This is a genomic window from Pseudoalteromonas nigrifaciens, assembly GCF_002221505.1.
In the GTDB taxonomy this organism is placed as follows: Bacteria; Pseudomonadota; Gammaproteobacteria; order Enterobacterales; family Alteromonadaceae; genus Pseudoalteromonas; species Pseudoalteromonas nigrifaciens.
In genome coordinates this window covers 2,717,608-2,735,244 of record NZ_CP011036.1, presented here as the reverse complement: position 1 = coordinate 2,735,244, position 17,637 = coordinate 2,717,608, and the positions used below count along the sequence as shown (strand labels likewise).

Here is a 17,637-nt window from a genome sequence, read left to right as displayed (position 1 = left end):
GTTTAAAAGCCTTCCTAGTGTGGAAGGCTTTTTTGTCAGTGATACTTTTAACGTTAGTGGCTTAATTATTAAGTTACTTAGGCGTTTTTGGCAACAGTGAAATGCGCATGCGCAATGGTAACGAAGCACGAATTTTGGCATTATAGCGCCATTAAACTTTGCTGTTGTGCAAAGTAAGCACACGATTAAAGGAAAGTAGATGCATATTCATATTTTAGGTATTTGTGGCACCTTTATGGGTGGAATAGCTGCGATTGCTAAATCGCTTGGCCATAAAGTAACTGGGTCTGATCAAAACGTTTATCCACCTATGAGCACGCAGCTTGAAGATCTCGGAATTGAGTTAACCCAAGGCTACGAGGTAACCCAATTAGAGCCAGCGCCAGACATGGTGGTTATTGGCAATGCTATGAGCCGAGGCAATCCATGTGTTGAATATGTACTTGATAAAGGTCTGCCTTATACATCTGGGCCTGAATGGCTAAAACATAACTTATTACAAAATTCATGGGTACTTGCTGTTGCTGGTACACATGGTAAAACCACCACAGCGAGTATGCTTGCATGGATTTTAGAGTATGCGGGTTTAAAACCGGGCTTTTTAATTGGCGGCATAGTACAAAATTTTGGTGTGTCGGCCAAAGTAGGCGAAACCCCCTTTTTTGTTATTGAAGCAGACGAATACGACACTGCATTTTTTGATAAGCGCAGTAAGTTTGTGCATTATTTACCGCGAACACTTATTTTAAATAATCTTGAGTTTGATCATGCCGATATTTTTGAAGATTTAAACGCGATTAAAAAACAATTTCATCATTTAATACGTACAGTACCACAAAGTGGCAAAGTTATTTGGCCAAAGGATGATCAAGCACTTAGTGATGTAATAACTCAAGGACTATGGAGCGAAAGTGAAACCTTGGGTATTGATTGGAATTATGAACTAATAAAAGCCGATGGCAGTGAGTTTAAAGTGTTTTTAAATAATGAAAAACAAGGCACCGTTAATTGGCAGGCAATGGGTGAGCACAACGTTAAAAATGCTATTATGGCAATCGCAGCTGCGCGCCATGTGGGCATTGCCGTTGAGCATAGTATAGCGGCACTTGGCGAGTTTATTAGCCCTAAACGACGCATGGAGCTCAAAGCCGATATTAATAATATAAAAGTGTATGACGATTTTGCACATCATCCTACGGCTATTCAAACCACATTAGCAGGGCTGCGCGCTAAAGTAGGCAGTGATAAAATAATTGCTATTTTAGAGCCGCGATCAAACACCATGAAAATGGGCGTGCATCAACATACATTGCTTGCCTCGTTGAGTGATGCTGATGAGGTACTGCTTTTTGAGCCAGAAAACCTAAGCTGGTCGCTGAGCGAACAAGCGGCTACAGCCGGTATGCAGTGTTTTACCAGTACCCAGGTAATTATTGATACCGTACTTGATAATATAGCAGCTAATCAACATATTTTAATAATGAGCAATGGTAGTTTTAATGGCCTGCATCAGCAACTAGTCGATGCACTGGCTAATAAATACAGCGGAGAATAATTTGCAATTTAAAGACACAATTACCTTAGCATTTAGTGGCGCGTCGGGTGCGCCTTATGGCTTGAGATTATTAGAGGTATTAATAGAGCAGCAATTTCAGGTGTATGTGCTTATTTCAAGTGCAGCGCGAGTGGTATTTGATATTGAATCTGGTATTAAGCTCTCAGGTAATGAAACCAAAGCCAGTGAGCAATTAAGTGCGCTATATAACGCCAAGCCAGAACAGCTAAAAGTATATGGTAAAGACAACTGGTTTAGCCCAGTAGCCTCAGGATCAGCTGCCCCTAAAAAAATGATAGTGTGCCCTTGTAGCGCGGGCACGGTTTCGGCTATTGCTGTAGGTGCATCTGACAACTTACTAGAGCGCGCCGCTGATGTGGTAATTAAAGAGCGTGGCCATCTTATTTTAGTGCCACGCGAAACACCATTTAATCAAATTCATCTGGAAAACATGCTTAAGCTTTCACGCTTAGGGGTCACCATTATGCCCGCGTCGCCGGGTTTTTATCATCAGCCACAAAGTATTGCCGATTTAGTTGATTTTATGGTGGCGCGAATTTTAGATCATTTAAACATTGAACATAACCTAACAAAGCGTTGGGGTTATGGTGAGGGCAAGTCATGAGTAAGCAACAAATTGCTTTAAATATAGCAGGCCTTACTAAGGTTTATACTAATGGGGTTGAAGCTGTAAAGGGTATTGATTTACAAGTGCGTGAGGGCGATTTTTTTGCCTTACTTGGCCCTAATGGAGCGGGTAAGTCGACCACAATTGGTGTTATTTCATCACTGGTAAATAAAACTAAAGGTAAGGTAGAGGTGTTTGGTTGCGACATAGACACCGACCTAGAGGCTGCTAAAGCGCATTTAGGCTTAGTGCCGCAAGAGTTTAATTTTAGCCAATTTGAAACCCTAACCCAAATATTAGTAACTCAAGCGGGTTATTATGGTGTACCACGCGGCGAAGCACATAAACGCGCCGAAAAATATTTAACCCAATTGGGGTTACTAGATAAAAAAGATAAACAAGCGCGTACGCTTTCAGGTGGCATGAAACGCCGTTTAATGATTGCTCGCGCACTTATGCATGAGCCTAAATTACTGATTTTAGATGAGCCAACGGCTGGTGTTGATATAGAGCTGCGTCGTTCAATGTGGGATTTTTTACGCCAAATTAATGAGCAGGGCGTCACCATTATTTTAACCACTCATTACTTAGAAGAAGCAGAGTTATTGTGTAAAAACATAGCCATAATAGACAATGGCTTGATTGTTGAAAACACCACAATTAAAGCACTGTTATCTAAGCTTGATAAAGAAACCTTTATTTTAGATTTAAAAACACCGGCTAAGCCAGTTACGCTTGAGGGTTATAAATTTACTATGGACGATGAGCATACTATTGAAGTTGAAGTGGCTAAATCGCAAGGCTTAAACGCTGTATTTAGTGCGCTAACTGAGCAAGGTAATACCGTATTGAGTATGCGTAACAAAGCAAATAGATTAGAAGAGTTATTTGTTGGATTATTAGAACAAGGTCGAGGCAAGTAAATGTTTAAATATGGCGTAGCCTTAAAAAGTATTTGGATTAAAGAGTGTATTCGTTTTTTACGTATTTGGGTGCAAACCTTAGTACCTCCAGCAATTACCATGAGTTTATATTTTGTTATTTTTGGTAACTTAATAGGCTCACGTATTGGTGATATGGGCGGCTTTAGTTATATGGAGTTTATAGTACCTGGACTGATAATGATGTCGGTTATTACTAACTCTTATTCTAATGTAGCCTCAAGTTTTTACTCGACTAAATTTCAAAAAAGTATTGAAGAGCTACTTGTAGCCCCAGTGCCAAACTATATTATTGTGCTTGGCTATATGGGCGGTGGTATGACGCGCGGAATAATGGTGGGCTTTATTGTTACCTGCGTATCGTTATTGTTTGTTGATATTCAAATTCATAATATTTTTATCATTATGGCTACCGTTATTTTAACCTCTGCAGTATTTGCACTCGGTGGCTTAATAAATGCTATATATGCAAATAGCTTTGACGATATTAGTATTATTCCTACCTTTATTTTAACGCCGCTAACTTATTTAGGTGGGGTGTTTTATTCAATTACCTTACTGCCAGAGTTTTGGCAAAATGTATCACAAGTAAATCCTATTATTTATATGGTTAACGCGTTTAGGTATGGGTTTTTAGGTGTGTCGGATGTTGATTTAAGCTTGGCACTTGGTGTTATTTTAGTATTTATTATCGCGTTATTTACCTTAGCGCTGACATTAATTAAAAAAGGTGTGGGGCTAAGACACTAATGACTGATGCAAATTCGCGTAGTATTGTATCTAATCAAGCGGGTATTCACGAAAAGCTGGATGACATAGTTAGCAAGCATTTAAACGCAGAGTTTAAAAAGCCAATAGCAGCGCATACACAAACAGCGTTTGATGAGGTGAATGCTAAAGTACAGGCGTTTAAAGGCCCACTTATTTTAGATTCGTGTTGTGGTGTAGGAGAAAGTACCGCTAATTTAGCTAAGCGCCATCCCGATGCGCTGGTAATTGGTATTGATAAGTCGTCGCACCGGTTAGATAAGCACGATGTAGAGTATAAACAAACCGACAGTGGGCAATATATTTTGGTGCAAGCAGATTTAAACGACTTTTGGCGTTTAGCCGTGGCTGCAAACTGGCAACCTAGTCACCATTATTTGCTTTACCCCAATCCGTGGCCTAAATCTAAACATATTCGTAGGCGTTGGCACGGCGCGGCTATTTTTCCGTTTATTGTAAAGTTAGGCGGTAAATTAGAGGTTCGCAGTAACTGGGATATTTACGTTAAAGAGTTTGCCAGAGCACTTGAACTAACCGGTAATGCTTGTCAGGTTTCTGCTTATGGGGCAGATGAAGCAATCACCCCATTTGAGCGGAAATACTGGGCCAGTGGCCAACAAAGCCACCGCTTAGTTATTAATTTAACTCAGGGTTGATTAACTTTACTACTCAAATAATGGATTAACATGTGGCGCTGGGTGGGCAATGTAACTACCCTGCATTAGCGTCACATTTACTTTTTTGAGTGCCGTAGCAATAGCTTTGTTTTCTACCATAGAAGCAATTAGTTGAATATTTTGCTGCTTTGCAAAATTGGCTGTGTAATCAACAAATAGCGCCGTGTTCTCATCATTAACTATTTGCTTTATTAGCATGCCATCTAACTTTATTACGTCAATTTCCAATTTTAAAATATTGAGTGTATTTGCAAAGTCATTGCCAAAACTGTTAATCATCACCTTGATCCCCTTACTTTTAACCATAGTTATAAATGCCCTTACGCTTGAATAATTGGCGATAACTTGTGGTTCAAATAAAACTAAAGTGATATTTGCAGGGTACGGATAGCGCTGTAACTCGTAAGCAATGTATTCATTTATGCTAGGGTCTAATATATCTTCAATAGTAATATTTAAACTCCAGCTAATTTGTGTTTTACGAAAGCGGCTAAGACACTGTGAAAATAATGTACGGGTTAATAAGCCATCCATACGCAAGCGTATTACGGTATTTGAAAATGCATCGGGTTTTAAAATTTCGCCCTGTGAAGTCACTATTCGTGGCGTGCACTCGTAGTGTAGTGTTTGTTTAGACTCTATATCAATAACAGCCTGAAAATAGGGCACAACGCGCTTTTGCTCAAACGCTTCACGTACTTCTTTTGCTATTTCTAAATTATATAAATACAGCGACTTTGAGTCATTTATAGCCTCAGAGTAATTAACAACACTAAGGTTACCTTGTTTTGCCTGTAAAGCCGCAATATGGGCATTTTTTAGCAGTAACGACTTGTTTCCTCGGGCAATACCTGCACATAACGTAATGTAAATAAAGGGATTGGTTAAAAATGGCGTATTAAAATTATATGATTGGATTAAATTACTTAGCTCTTCGTATGGGGTTTCTTTGGGGGTTAGTAACACCAGTTTATTGGTTGCTACACGATAAATACGATAATTTACATTGCTGTGCTTTTTAAAGTGTATTAGTAATTTTTTCATTACTTTGTCACCCACTTTAGTACCGTAAAAGCGGTTTATATTTTCAATTTCGTTCACCCAAATTATGGCCATTTGCATATGGTGAACAGGGGTATTTAAAAAATATTTTTCAAGCGCAATATGATTAGCAAAACCACTACCAGAGTCTCTCATGGCAGCGCGTTTAGTCGCGTAGTTATACATAATCAGCAACAATATAATAATAACTAAAAAAAAGCCGCCTAAAACAGCCGATGTTGAGGCGCTTTGCGCTAACTTATTATTAATAGTTTTAAGGCTTATATCGGCAGCAGTTAAATATGTAATGCCATTTTTATCAATATGCGGGATAAAAATAGTTTTAAAGTCGCCCCATTGATCACTCGATATTTCAAAAACAGGCTCAGTAGATAAAAAGGCACCAATATTAGCTTTAGTTGCCTCTGGGTATAAATCTAAAAACTGGGTTACCTTGCCACTATTTTGATCCTCTTGGGTGTAGCTAGAGGCGCTAAAATGAACCTTGCCATTAATTAACACCATAGAATACACGTAAGCAATATCGAGTGCTTGTGCAAGCTCAGAAAGCTGCTTACTTTTACTTTCGTAAGTTGCAAAGCTAATAGTTTGGGTTTTATTTATTTTACTGTGATAGTCATCGCCCAAAATATATTTAACGCTGGTGGCTGCATTAATAAGACGATTATCGAGAGTGTTAATTACATCACTGCGAATGGTGCTATAAGTATAATAAACACAGATAATTAAACTGATTAAAAACAGCATAAAAGCGCTTATTAATCCATTTATTCTTAGTTTTCCTTGTAGCATATAATTCCCTTTTTATTGTTAAATTAATTATACGCAAAAAAAACAAATGCCCAATGACTTAATTGATTTTGAATTAAAAAGATAAAAAACAGCCAAAATTAGTATTATTTGTCATGTCATTTAGCGTTTTTATGGCTTTAAGCGAGACATTTTCTTAATATTGCAGTAAAGTTAGCGCAATTATTAAAAACCCTGTTACTAAAATAGCACCTTAATTTAGTGTGTTTAATAGAGTAACAGGCGTTTTAGCCACACACTAGGTATTAAGATGGATCAAAAGCGTTTTGCCGTCGCCTCTAAAGAAAGCCTTAAGCGTATATTTACTGTACCTGAAGCGCCAGACTCAACTTTAAGCAAAATAGAGCTTGAAATATCGAGTAATTTAGCAGGTTTTTTAAACGAAAACATTGCGGCAATTGAAAAACCATTACACGAAATTGAAAAAGACTTTCAGTCGGCGATGATCCCAGAGGATCCAACGTTTGTATCTGCTTATGCGCAAGATATAATGGAGCAGCTGGTTGCACACTCTGTGCATACCGCAGCGCCTAGCTTTATTGGCCATATGACTTCAGCTTTACCTCATTTTTTACTACCACTGTCAAAGCTAATGGTAGGGCTAAATCAAAACCTAGTAAAAATAGAAACCTCTAAAGCTTTTACCCCACTTGAGCGCCAAGTGCTTGGAATGATGCACCATTTAGCGTACGGGCAGCAAGACGAGTTTTATGCTAAATGGATGCACAGTGCAAAAACATCATTAGGTGCATTTTGCTCAGGCGGTACTGTAGCCAATATTACGGCGTTATGGATTGCGCGAAATCGCTTATTAAAACCTGATGGCGATTTTAGGGGAATAGGCGCACAAGGCTTAATTGCCGGTATGCTGCATTACGGCTATAAAGGCTTAGCTATTTTAATTTCTGAGCGAGGCCATTATTCGTTAGGTAAAGCGGCTGATTTATTAGGAATTGGTCGTGAAAACTTAGTGGGTATTAAAACATGCGAAAACAATAAAGTTGATGTTAATGCCATGCGCGAAAAAGCCTTAGAGCTTGAAGCGCAAGGTATTAAAGTAATGGCCATTATTGGAGTAGCGGGTACCACAGAAACCGGTAATATCGATCCCCTTGAAGCGATGGCTGATTTAGCACAAGACATTAATTGCCACTTTCATGTTGACGCTGCATGGGGCGGGGCAACTTTGTTATCTAATACCCATCGCCATTTACTCAAAGGTGTTGAGCGCGCAGACTCAATTACCATTGATGCACACAAACAAATGTATGTTCCTATGGGAGCTGGGTTGGTGTTGTTTAAAGATCCAACCGCTACCGATGCAATTGAACATCATGCAGAGTATATTTTACGTAAAGGCTCAAAAGATTTAGGTAGCCATACACTTGAGGGCAGCCGCCCAGGTATGGCAATGTTAGTACATGCTTGCTTACGTGTAATTGGCCGTAAAGGCTACGAAATGCTAATCGATCGTAGTATTAAAAAAGCCCATTACTTTGCTAATTTAATTAAAGCAGATGAAGATTTTGAGCTGATCTCAGAGCCAGAGCTGTGCTTATTAACGTATCGTTATGTGCCTAAGCAAATAAAGCAGGCAATTGCAGATGCTGATCCACAAACACGGATTGATATTTTTGCCTCACTTAATCGCTTTACTGCAAGTATGCAAAAACGGCAACGTGAATCAGGGCGATCATTTGTATCACGTACGCGTTTAACGCCTACTCAATACGATAATCAGCCCACCGTGGTATTTAGGGTAGTACTTGCTAACCCACTTACATCAGGCGTTATTTTAAAAGAAATTTTAGCAGAACAAAAAGAGTTGGCTAAAACAGATCCGGTATTTAAAAAGTATTTAAGCAAGTATATGTAATTAAAATATTAGCTTAAATAAAAAAGACGCTATTTAGCGTCTTTTTTATTTTTATAATCGCAATTAAGAAAAGCTAAAACAACTCGCTTTAATTATATTAGTGATAATTTGCTGTGAAGGCTTAATTTTTTCCATTGCTAAAAATTCATCAGGTTGGTGCGCTTGGTTTATAGAGCCGGGGCCCATTACTATGGTTTCACAACCAAGCTGTTGAATAAATGGCGCTTCTGTACAGTAGTTTACTGCCACCGCTTTTTGCCCCGCTATTTTTTCGGCTAGTTTAACCAAAGCGCTATCGGTGCTACCAGTAAATGCAGGAATTGGTTCGTGTAAATCAATTACGCTTACGGCATTAGGGTATTGCTGGTTTATTTCGTGAGTTGCATCAAGTACTAACATTTGCAGTTCTTGCACGCTTAAGCCCGGTAATGGGCGCATATCTATATGCATTTCGCAGCAACCACAAATTCTGTTCGCGTTGTCGCCGCCATGAATATTACCAAAATTTAAGGTTGGATAGGGTATTTCAAAGTGTTCTATTGAATATTTATGCTTTAACTGTTCTTTTAAGATCAGTAGTTTTGTAATCACTTTGTGCATTACTTCGATGGCGTTAACACCACGTTCGGGATCTGAGCTATGGCCTGAGCGTCCGACTACTCTAATTGCGGTACTCATATGCCCTTTATGTGTAAATACTGGAGTCATATCAGTGGGTTCGCCAATTATACAGCGATCCGGTTTTAAATTTGGATGTTTACAAATTTGTTGAGCACCGGCCATTGTTGTTTCTTCATCGGCGGTGGCTAAGATCAAAATGGGCTGAGTTTGCTGCTTTTCATCAAGTTCACTAATAGCTTGCAGTACAAAAGCAAAAAAGCCTTTCATATCAATACTGCCTAAGCCATATAGTTTATTGTTGTGCTCGGTCAATTTAAATGGATTATGATTCCAGCGGCTATCGTCAAATGGCACTGTATCGGTATGGCCAGCGAGCATTAATCCACCATCGCCTTTACCGCGTTTAGCTAATAAATTATAGCGACCTTTGCCGCCTTCTAATTCAATTATTTCACAGCTAAAGCCTAAGCTTTCACACCATTGTGCCAGTAATTCAATAACATTTTTATTACTCATACACAGGCTATCTTCAATGGCACTAATAGAAGGCGCTGCAATTAATTGTTGGTACATAGAAATAAATGAAGGCAAAGACATAAAAAATCCAAAATAAGTAATCAATTTAATTGCATAACAATATAAAAGTATTTATGATGAATATCAATTCACTTTTTAAGCATAAATATTTTAAAAGTAGCGCCATGAAAATAATACGACGATAATCAACATTCATTAATTAATTAAAGTCTTAATTAGCCCAGAGCTAGTTTAAGCGAACAACATGGATAAGTAGTAACTAATTTTAAATAACGAGTAAACAATGAATGTAGTGATTATTGGCGCAAGCGGTTATAGCGGCGCAGAACTAGCAAGTTTAGTTGCTAAGCACCCTAAACTAATTTTAACTGGCTGTTATGTATCGCAAGGTAGCTTAGATAAAAATAAATTGCTGAGTGATTTATACCCCGAACACTTAGGGCTACTCGATCAGCCTTTACTGCCTCTTAGTGAATCTGCTTTTAGCGATATTGAAAACAGCGCCGATTACGTGTGTTTATGTACCGATCATAAAGTAAGCGTAGATTTAGCGCCGCGTTTTTTAGCCATGGGTAAAAAGGTATTTGATTTATCTGGTGGGTATCGCCTTGCGAGCAATGACGACTACGTTACTTATTATGGCTTTGAGCACCAACATCCAGAGTTATTAAATCAAGCTGCTTATGGTTTAGCTGAGTGGAATAGCGATGCTATTGCCGCGGCGCAATTAGTAGCCGTAGCGGGTTGTTATCCTACGGCTGCGCTTAATGCACTTAAGCCTTTGCAGCAGGCCGATTTATTAACAGAGCAAACAATTATAATTAATGCGGTATCGGGTGTAACCGGCGCAGGGCGTAAAGCTAGTATTGGTACCCATTTTTGCGAAGTGTCGCTTGCCCCTTATGGTTTATTTAATCATCGTCATGGCCCTGAAATAGAGCAACACCTTGGTCACAATGTTTTATTTACCCCCCATTTAGGTAATTTCCCGCGTGGTATTTTAGAAACTATTTATGTGCAATTAAAGCCTAATGTCACCATTGAGCAAGTAACACAAGCGTACCAAGTACTTGCCGATGAGCCGTTAATTCGTTTACTGGGCGATAAAATCCCCTCAATTAAAGGCGTAGCTAAACAGCCATATGTAGATATTGGCTGGCAGCAACAAGGCACACAGTTAATTGTTATAGCTGCCATTGATAATTTATTAAAAGGCGCTGCAGGACAAGCATTGCAGTGTATTAATTTATCAATGGGATTGGCGCATACCACAGGCTTAAAAGGATCGTTTTAAATGAGTAAAAAAACCTGGGTAATTAAACTTGGCGGCGCTGTACTTAATACAGAAAACGCGGCTAAAGCATTATTTTCAGTACTTAATGAGCAGCACAACGCGCAGTTTGTCATTGTGCATGGCGGAGGCGCGCTTGTAGACACTTGGCTTAAAGACGCCGGTTTTGCCAGTGCAAAGCATCAAGGTTTACGTATTAGCCCTAAAGAGCAAATGCCGTACATAGTGGGTGCGCTTGCAGGTTGTGCTAATAAACAATTAATGAGTGCGGCAATTAATGCTGGCCATAAACCAGTTGGTTTAAGTTTGTATGAAGCTGGTGTTACTGCCACGCAAAAACTAAAAGCATTATGTTTAGTGGGTAAATGTACCAGTAACGATGATTCGATTATTAACGATTTACTAAAAATTGGCCGTATGCCAATTGTCAGCTCAATTGGTTTTGACTTGCAAGGGCTTTGGTACAACGTTAATGCTGACGAAGCCGCCGCTGCAATTACCAACAACTTAAACGCAGAACTAATATTTATGACCGATGTTGAAGCAGTGCTTGATGCAAATAAGCAGCCTTTACATCAACTAGATACAAAACACATTGATACTTTAATAAATGAAGGAGTAATTGTGGGCGGGATGGAGGTCAAAGTTAAGACCAGTCTTCACGCTGCCCAACACTTACGACGCGGTGTGTATATTTCCAGCTGGCAAAAGCCAGAAAACTTAACAGCTTTGCTGCAAGGCAAGCATGTCGGAACTAAAATTACACCATAGGTTTATTATGTTTGAGAATTTTTTAACGGGTTTAGAATTAGACCAACAAGGCGCACTTAACTTATTAAAGCTAGCGCAAGATATTAAAGCAAACCCTAAAAAATACAGCCAAGTATTGGCTGGTAAGTCAGTGGTTACTTTATTTGAAAAACAAAGCTTACGTACACGTTTATCGTTTGATATTGGTATAAATCGCTTAGGCGGCCATGCCGTGTATTTAGATCAACAAAATGGCGCGATGGGTGCACGTGAGTCAGTAAAAGATTTTGCTCTTAATATTTCTACCTGGGCAGATGGTATTGTAGCGCGCGTAAATCAGCACAGTACATTAACCACATTAGCGCAGTATTCATCGGTGCCAGTAGTTAATAGCTTGTGTGATTTATATCATCCTTGCCAAGCACTTGCTGATTTTTTAACACTACAAGAAGTGCATGGCGATGTGAGTCAATTAAAGTTAGCTTATTTAGGTGAGGGCAACAACGTAACGCATTCATTAATGTTGCTTGCTGCAACATTAGGTACAGACTTTGTTGCCGTTACGCCTAAAGGATGTTCTCCAGATTCACAAGTTCTGAAAAAAGCGGAACAAATAGCAGCAATGAATGGTGCATCAGTAATGGTGAGCGACAGAGTAGAAGCTGCTGTTGGTGCAAACGCAGTATACGCCGACACTTGGGTATCAATGGGCGACACCACTCCACTTGAGTTAGTAAAAGAAAAATACATGCCTTATCAATTAAATAAAGCATTATTAGAGCAAACCGGTGCAACAACAGTGTTACATTGCCAACCGGCACACCGTGAGTTCGAAATTACCTCTGAGGTAATGGACGGTCCAGCGTCAAAAATTATACAACAAGCCGAGAATCGTATGCATGCGCAAAACGCTCTGCTAGTTACATTATTAAATCCAAATTTTGTTAAGGAACACCTATGAGTTCATTTAAAAAAGTCGTTTTAGCCTATTCAGGTGGTCTTGATACGTCGGCCATTGTGCCATGGTTAAAAGAAAATTACGGCTGTGAAGTTATTGCCTTTGTGGCCGATGTTGGCCAAGGTGCAGAGGAGCTTGAAGGCGTAGAAGCTAAAGCTATCGCATCGGGTGCTTCTGAGTGTTATGTAGTTGACTTAAAAGACGAAATGGTAAGTGATTACATTTATCCTACGCTTAAAACAGGCTCAATTTACGAAGGTACTTATTTATTAGGTACGTCTATGGCGCGCCCAATTATTGCTAAAGCACAGGTAGAAATTGCGCGTAAAGTAGGTGCAGATGCACTTTCTCATGGTTGTACAGGTAAAGGTAACGACCAAGTACGTTTTGAATCGTGTTTTGCAGCGCTTGCCCCTGATTTACAAGTAATTGCGCCATGGCGTGAATGGGATTTATCAAGCCGTGAGTCATTACTAGATTACTTAGCTGAGCGCGATATTCCATGCTCGGCATCGGCTACAAAAATTTATAGCCGTGATGCAAACGCATGGCATATTTCGCACGAAGGCGGCGAACTTGAAGATCCATGGTGCCAACCAAGTGAAAAAGTGTGGACCTGGACAAACTCTCCAGAGCAAGCGCCAGATAAAGCTGAACTAGTAACACTAAATGTAGTTGAAGGTGAAGTTGTTGCAGTAAATGGTGAGCAGCTTAAACCTTATGATTGTTTAGTTAAATTAAACGATATTGCATCGCCTCATGGTGTTGGTCGTGTTGATATTGTAGAAAACCGATTAGTGGGTATGAAATCGCGCGGTTGTTACGAAACCCCAGGTGGTACTGTAATGATGGCGGCACTGCAAGCCATTGACGAACTAGTGCTTGATAAAGCAAGCCGTAAGTGGAAAGAAGTACTGGGTGGCGAGTTTGCACATTTAGTATATGACGGTCGTTGGTTTACACCACTTAAAGACTCTATTTTAGCTGGTGCTGAAGCGCTTTCTAAAGATGCAACAGGTGAAGTTGTACTTAAGCTATACAAAGGCCAAGTTACCGCAGTGCAAAAACAGTCGCCACACAGCTTATACAGCGAAGCGTTTGCTACCTTTGGTGAAGATGATGTGTACGACCAATCACACGCAGAGGGCTTTATTCGTTTATTCTCGCTATCAAGCAGAATAAAAGCATTAGCTAAAAAGTAATTTTTACGCCCCTTGTAAAAAGGGGCAATATCGGGTTTGGAGAGATTTCATGGCATTATGGGGCGGGCGTTTTTCTACGGGTCCAGACGAGGCGTTTAAGCAATTTAACGACTCTCTTCCTTTCGATTATCAATTAGCAGAGCAAGATATAATAGGCTCTGTTGCATGGGCTGGTGCACTTGAGCAAGTTAATGTGTTATCAAGTGACGAGCACCAAGAGTTAGTTGCAGCATTGTACCAATTGCTTGAAGAAGTAAAAGCAGATCCACAAGCGGTAGCAACTTCAGGCGCAGAAGATATTCATTCTCATGTTGAAGCTGCGTTAATCGAAAAAGTAGGTGATTTAGCTAAAAAATTACATACAGGGCGCAGCCGTAATGACCAAGTAGCCACCGATTTTAGATTGTGGTGTCGCGACACTGCCGATCATATTTTAAAAGCTATTGCTCAGTTAAAGGCTGAGTTTGTTGCATTAGCAGAGCGTGAACTGGGGACTATTTTACCTGGTTATACGCATTTACAACGTGCACAGCCGGTGTTGTTTAGTCACTGGTGTATGGCTTACGTAGAAATGCTAGAGCGTGATGAAAGCCGCTTGCAAGATGCTAAAGCGCGGATGAACTTTTGCCCACTGGGCAGTGGTGCATTAGCCGGTACGGCTTATCCAATTGATCGTCAAGCATTGGCACAAGGTTTAGGCTTTACAGGAGCCACTAAAAATAGCCTTGATGGCGTATCTGATCGTGATTTTGTAGTAGAGCTATTAAGTTGTGCGTCTATTTCGATGATTCACTTATCGCGTATGTCAGAAGATCTTATTTTTTATAACTCAGGCGAAGCCGGATTTATAGAGCTTGCAGATAATGTGACATCGGGCTCGTCGTTAATGCCACAAAAAAAGAATCCAGATGCACTGGAACTAATTCGTGGTAAAACCGGACGTGTTTTTGGTGCTTTTAGCGCCATGATGATGACGCTAAAAGCATTGCCACTTGCTTATAATAAAGATATGCAAGAAGACAAAGAAGGCATATTTGATGCTATGCCAACGTGGCTTGCCTGTATTCATATGGCACAAGCGTGTATTAAAGGCATTAAAGTCAAAGGCGAACGTACACTTGCAGCGGCAAAAGGTGGCCACGCAAATGCAACTGAGCTTGCCGACTACTTGGTAGCTAAGGGCGTACCTTTTAGAGAAGGACACCATATTGTAGGTGTGCTAGTACAATTGGCCATTAGTGAAGGTAAAACGCTGGAAGACTTATCGCTTGAGCAATACAAATCGGTAAGTGATGTATTTGCAGATGATGTTTATCCGGTACTAGAGATTGACGCCTGTATTAAAGCGCGTCAAGCACTTGGCGGAACATCAATTGAACAAGTAACCAGCGCTATTAAAGCAGCGAAAAAAAAACAGCAAATAACGGTTCGTGATGCTAATTTAGACGATGTCGAATCGATTGCTAAGCTAGTTCAACATTGGGCTACGGTAGGCGAAAACCTACCACGCGCTAAAAGTGATATGGTGCACTCGATTAACGAATTTGCTGTAACCGAAATTAACGGCAAAGTATCGGGGTGTGCCTCACTGTACATTTACGACACAGGTTTGGCGGAAATACGTTCTTTGGGTATAGACCCACAAAGCGCAGTGTCAGGACAAGGGCGGCAGTTAGTTGAACATTTATTAGCGAAAGCCAAAAAATTGGCGTTAAATAGAGTAATAGTGCTAACCCGAGTCCCAGATTTTTTTGAAAAACAGCGTTTTAGCTTTTGTACCAAAGAAAGCTTGCCAGAAAAAGTAATGAAAGATTGTGAGCTTTGTTTACGTAAAGAAAACTGCGATGAAGTCGCAATGGAATATATTTTAAAGCTAAGTAATAAAGCGGAGATCCCGTGTAAATTCGTGGCTTAAACTCCCTAGATGTAAAAAACGTACGGGTTACCCTCGTGCGTTTTTTTATGGGTGAAAAACACTAATTTAAGTTATAAATATAAAGTTTTATGATTATTTCAAGGTATTAATTAAAAGTTGGCACAGTGGTTGCTTTTGTTATAAGTGTAAAATGCAGTAACAGCTTCGATAAAAACGTTGCTACTAAATATAAGGTCAATTTAATTACCCTCTTTAAAAGGTGTAATACAAGATTTCGCCAACAATACAAAAACACTTACAAGGAATAATCACATGCAAGTTTCAGCTAACAGTCAACTACAAATGCAAGCATACAATAAAACGCAACAATTAAAGCCAGCAATGGAACAAACTGCTAGCCCTAAAACCCTGCAATCTGATACAGTAAGCTTCTCTCAAGAAGCTATGGCGGCTAGCGGTACAGAACTTCAGCGTGGTGGAGTTATAGTTGTTCGCCCTAAATAAGAGATAATAAATGGGTACTAAATGTTTCTAACTGAGTTTTTTGGTTTGTTTTCGTTGTCAGCTTTTGCCTCATGGGGGTTTTTGATGGCGTTTTTTTTTAACACCTTTGTTTTTTCACTAGGTGTAAAAAGAAATACAACCTTATTGCTCAGTTCATTTATCATGATGGCTTCGTATACAATCTCAGATTATTTTTTCACTTGGTTGTCAGTTCGAAATTCAGTATATTTAGATTGGGCTTTATATGACTATGCGACTATTTTTATACTAGCTTTAGCTTATTTAGTGACAAAAAAAACAACCTCCTCTTTTTTATATATCATTCTAGGGTTAGTGCTAAACTCTATATTTAGCTTATGTATGTATTTTGATATATATATAAATGGAAACCGAGAGCCCTGGTTTTTTTGGGATATTTATACTTTCTCGGTAAATATAATAGATCTACTTATGATAGTTGCTCTAATTGTTGATCGAGACTTCCTTGGCTTACACAAGCTAAAAAACAAAATTTTGTCTTTATTCAAAAAACCTAAAATAAACTATACCCCTTAACTATATGTACGTAGACTTTATTCTAGCCGATTATATAAGTGCATTTATTCAATGGGGCTTTTTAATGGCTTTTTTGTATTGCTTAGCTTCGAGTATAAATAACACAAATAAATCACTTTTATATATTGCAAGCATTATGCTTTTCTCGTATTCGATGAGTGAAGTACTTTATATGTTAAGTAATGTATACCTCAATTTTACCCTTTATGATTTACTAACAATTACAGTATTATTAGTTGTTTACTTTAAAACCTCTTCAATAAAAAATTGCCCCGCTATTAATTATATTGTAATCGGTTTAGCGTTCAATTCTTTGTTAATGTTAGTGATGTACTATGACTTATATATACTTGAAAACATTGACGAGTGGTGGCTTTGGAGTGTTTATTCAATTGGCGTTAACGTTATCGATTTACTTATGATTGCAGTGCTTTTTATAAATAAAGACTTTTTGGGTTTGATTGAGCTCAAACGCTTTATTTTTAATCGTAGTGTATTACAGCAGAATCAAATTGACCATTAGTGAAGCAATAGGCCAATCAATAGGCGCTTTTATTTTATGGGGCTTTTTAATGGCGTTTTTGTACACGTTAGTATCAAAAATTAATAAAAAAGACAAAGGTACTATCCAGCTCGCTTTTATTATGATGACTTCATATTTTTTAAGTGCATTCCTCGATTATGAAACAGTGACACTTATAGATTGGGCAACATACGATGTGCTGACAATTGGTGTAATTATTGTGTGGGGTGTATTGATTAAAAAGCCTAAACCAATTGCATTTATGTATTTAATCGTAGGACTAAGTATTAATGCTTGTTTGTTTTTTGCTATGTATTACGATATTTATGTTTTAGAACAAACCGAAGTTTGGTGGTTGTGGACTTTGTACGCAATAGGGATAAACGTTGTTGACTTATTGATGGTGCTAGTATTAATTATAAATAAAGATTTTTTAGGCCTAGTATGGGTATGTAACCAAGTTAAAGCGCGCTATATGCATAGAGCTAGCGCACTTAAGTAAT

17 protein-coding genes are annotated in these 17,637 nt (G+C 39.0%); 15 read left to right on the top strand and 2 right to left on the bottom strand.

The annotated features are described in order from the left end of the window. The first annotated feature begins 199 nt into the window (after positions 1-199). From mpl to trmB, 5 genes are read left to right on the top strand one after another with little or no spacing between them, the layout of a single operon-like run. On the top strand, positions 200-1,555 hold the full coding sequence (gene mpl / locus PNIG_RS12955) for a UDP-N-acetylmuramate:L-alanyl-gamma-D-glutamyl-meso-diaminopimelate ligase (protein WP_086993990.1): 1,356 nt from the start codon (positions 200-202) through the stop codon (positions 1,553-1,555). Between the two features lies 1 nt (position 1,556). Then, on the top strand, positions 1,557-2,180 hold the full coding sequence (locus tag PNIG_RS12950) for a flavin prenyltransferase UbiX (protein ID WP_041454762.1): 624 nt from the start codon (positions 1,557-1,559) through the stop codon (positions 2,178-2,180). Further along, positions 2,177-3,106: an ABC transporter ATP-binding protein gene (locus PNIG_RS12945; RefSeq protein ID WP_011328954.1), complete on the top strand. Its 930-nt coding sequence runs from the start codon at positions 2,177-2,179 to the stop codon at positions 3,104-3,106. The genes PNIG_RS12950 and PNIG_RS12945 overlap by 4 nt, the downstream gene beginning before the upstream one ends. Beyond that, entirely contained in the window at positions 3,107-3,874 is a 768-nt protein-coding gene (locus tag PNIG_RS12940) for an ABC transporter permease (protein WP_011328953.1), read from the top strand. After that, entirely contained in the window at positions 3,874-4,548 is a 675-nt protein-coding gene (gene trmB / locus PNIG_RS12935) for a tRNA (guanine(46)-N(7))-methyltransferase TrmB (protein WP_086993984.1), read from the top strand. The genes PNIG_RS12940 and trmB overlap by 1 nt, the downstream gene beginning before the upstream one ends. Positions 4,549-4,557: 9 nt before the next feature. On the opposite strand, the gene PNIG_RS12930 is transcribed toward trmB, so the two are convergent. Continuing rightward, a complete protein-coding gene (locus tag PNIG_RS12930) occupies positions 4,558-6,423 on the bottom strand; it encodes a GGDEF domain-containing protein (RefSeq protein ID WP_089368662.1) in 1,866 nt (621 codons plus the stop codon). Between the two features lie 268 nt (positions 6,424-6,691). Between PNIG_RS12930 and panP the strand changes: the two genes are divergently transcribed. Beyond that, positions 6,692-8,317: a pyridoxal-dependent aspartate 1-decarboxylase PanP gene (gene panP, locus PNIG_RS12925; RefSeq protein ID WP_089368661.1), complete on the top strand. Its 1,626-nt coding sequence runs from the start codon at positions 6,692-6,694 to the stop codon at positions 8,315-8,317. Positions 8,318-8,380: 63 nt separating this feature from the next. On the opposite strand, the gene argE is transcribed toward panP, so the two are convergent. Further along, positions 8,381-9,535, bottom strand: coding sequence for an acetylornithine deacetylase (argE, locus tag PNIG_RS12920; RefSeq protein WP_086993975.1), 1,155 nt, complete (start codon positions 9,533-9,535; stop codon positions 8,381-8,383). 223 nt (positions 9,536-9,758) lie between these two features. Between argE and argC the strand changes: the two genes are divergently transcribed. From argC to PNIG_RS12875, 9 genes are all read left to right on the top strand, one after another. Further along, complete coding sequence (argC, locus tag PNIG_RS12915) at positions 9,759-10,769, top strand: N-acetyl-gamma-glutamyl-phosphate reductase (RefSeq protein WP_011328948.1); 1,011 nt, start codon at positions 9,759-9,761, stop codon at positions 10,767-10,769. Next, on the top strand, positions 10,770-11,537 hold the full coding sequence (gene argB, locus PNIG_RS12910; protein ID WP_089368660.1) for an acetylglutamate kinase: 768 nt from the start codon (positions 10,770-10,772) through the stop codon (positions 11,535-11,537). A 7-nt stretch (positions 11,538-11,544) separates the two neighbouring features. Beyond that, positions 11,545-12,477 carry an ornithine carbamoyltransferase gene (locus PNIG_RS12905; protein WP_011328946.1) on the top strand — a complete coding sequence of 311 codons (933 nt, stop codon included), beginning with the start codon at positions 11,545-11,547 and terminating at the stop codon, positions 12,475-12,477. Continuing rightward, entirely contained in the window at positions 12,474-13,676 is a 1,203-nt protein-coding gene (locus tag PNIG_RS12900) for an argininosuccinate synthase (RefSeq protein WP_011328945.1), read from the top strand. Before PNIG_RS12905 ends, PNIG_RS12900 begins: the two co-directional genes overlap by 4 nt. 49 nt (positions 13,677-13,725) lie before the next feature. Then, positions 13,726-15,591 (top strand): argininosuccinate lyase, encoded by a 1,866-nt coding sequence (argH, locus tag PNIG_RS12895; protein ID WP_089368659.1) that lies wholly within the window; start codon positions 13,726-13,728, stop codon positions 15,589-15,591. A 273-nt stretch (positions 15,592-15,864) separates the two neighbouring features. Further along, on the top strand, positions 15,865-16,056 hold the full coding sequence (locus tag PNIG_RS12890) for a hypothetical protein (RefSeq protein ID WP_058374597.1): 192 nt from the start codon (positions 15,865-15,867) through the stop codon (positions 16,054-16,056). 21 nt (positions 16,057-16,077) lie between these two features. Next, on the top strand, positions 16,078-16,611 hold the full coding sequence (locus tag PNIG_RS12885) for a hypothetical protein (RefSeq protein WP_089368658.1): 534 nt from the start codon (positions 16,078-16,080) through the stop codon (positions 16,609-16,611). Positions 16,612-16,675: 64 nt separating this feature from the next. Further along, on the top strand, positions 16,676-17,134 hold the full coding sequence (locus PNIG_RS20045) for a hypothetical protein (RefSeq protein ID WP_089368979.1): 459 nt from the start codon (positions 16,676-16,678) through the stop codon (positions 17,132-17,134). Beyond that, positions 17,124-17,636: a hypothetical protein gene (locus PNIG_RS12875; protein WP_231613567.1), complete on the top strand. Its 513-nt coding sequence runs from the start codon at positions 17,124-17,126 to the stop codon at positions 17,634-17,636. Before PNIG_RS20045 ends, PNIG_RS12875 begins: the two co-directional genes overlap by 11 nt. The last annotated feature ends 1 nt before the right edge of the window (position 17,637 follow it).

Bases quoted from the DNA above. Each gene is read 5' to 3' on its own strand.
- PNIG_RS12885 (WP_089368658.1), top strand. From the start codon at position 16,078: ATGTTTCTAACTGAGTTTTTTGGTTTGTTTTCGTTGTCAGCTTTTGCC.
- PNIG_RS12900 (WP_011328945.1), top strand. From the start codon at position 12,474: ATGAGTTCATTTAAAAAAGTCGTTTTAGCCTATTCAGGTGGTCTTGAT.
- panP (WP_089368661.1), top strand. From the start codon at position 6,692: ATGGATCAAAAGCGTTTTGCCGTCGCCTCTAAAGAAAGCCTTAAGCGT.
- PNIG_RS12890 (WP_058374597.1), top strand. From the start codon at position 15,865: ATGCAAGTTTCAGCTAACAGTCAACTACAAATGCAAGCATACAATAAA.
- PNIG_RS12940 (WP_011328953.1), top strand. From the start codon at position 3,107: ATGTTTAAATATGGCGTAGCCTTAAAAAGTATTTGGATTAAAGAGTGT.
- trmB (WP_086993984.1), top strand. From the start codon at position 3,874: ATGACTGATGCAAATTCGCGTAGTATTGTATCTAATCAAGCGGGTATT.
- argH (WP_089368659.1), top strand. From the start codon at position 13,726: ATGGCATTATGGGGCGGGCGTTTTTCTACGGGTCCAGACGAGGCGTTT.
- argC (WP_011328948.1), top strand. From the start codon at position 9,759: ATGAATGTAGTGATTATTGGCGCAAGCGGTTATAGCGGCGCAGAACTA.
- mpl (WP_086993990.1), top strand. From the start codon at position 200: ATGCATATTCATATTTTAGGTATTTGTGGCACCTTTATGGGTGGAATA.
- argE (WP_086993975.1), bottom strand. From the start codon at position 9,535: ATGTCTTTGCCTTCATTTATTTCTATGTACCAACAATTAATTGCAGCG.
- PNIG_RS12945 (WP_011328954.1), top strand. From the start codon at position 2,177: ATGAGTAAGCAACAAATTGCTTTAAATATAGCAGGCCTTACTAAGGTT.
- argB (WP_089368660.1), top strand. From the start codon at position 10,770: ATGAGTAAAAAAACCTGGGTAATTAAACTTGGCGGCGCTGTACTTAAT.
- PNIG_RS12930 (WP_089368662.1), bottom strand. From the start codon at position 6,423: ATGCTACAAGGAAAACTAAGAATAAATGGATTAATAAGCGCTTTTATG.
- PNIG_RS20045 (WP_089368979.1), top strand. From the start codon at position 16,676: ATGGCTTTTTTGTATTGCTTAGCTTCGAGTATAAATAACACAAATAAA.
- PNIG_RS12905 (WP_011328946.1), top strand. From the start codon at position 11,545: ATGTTTGAGAATTTTTTAACGGGTTTAGAATTAGACCAACAAGGCGCA.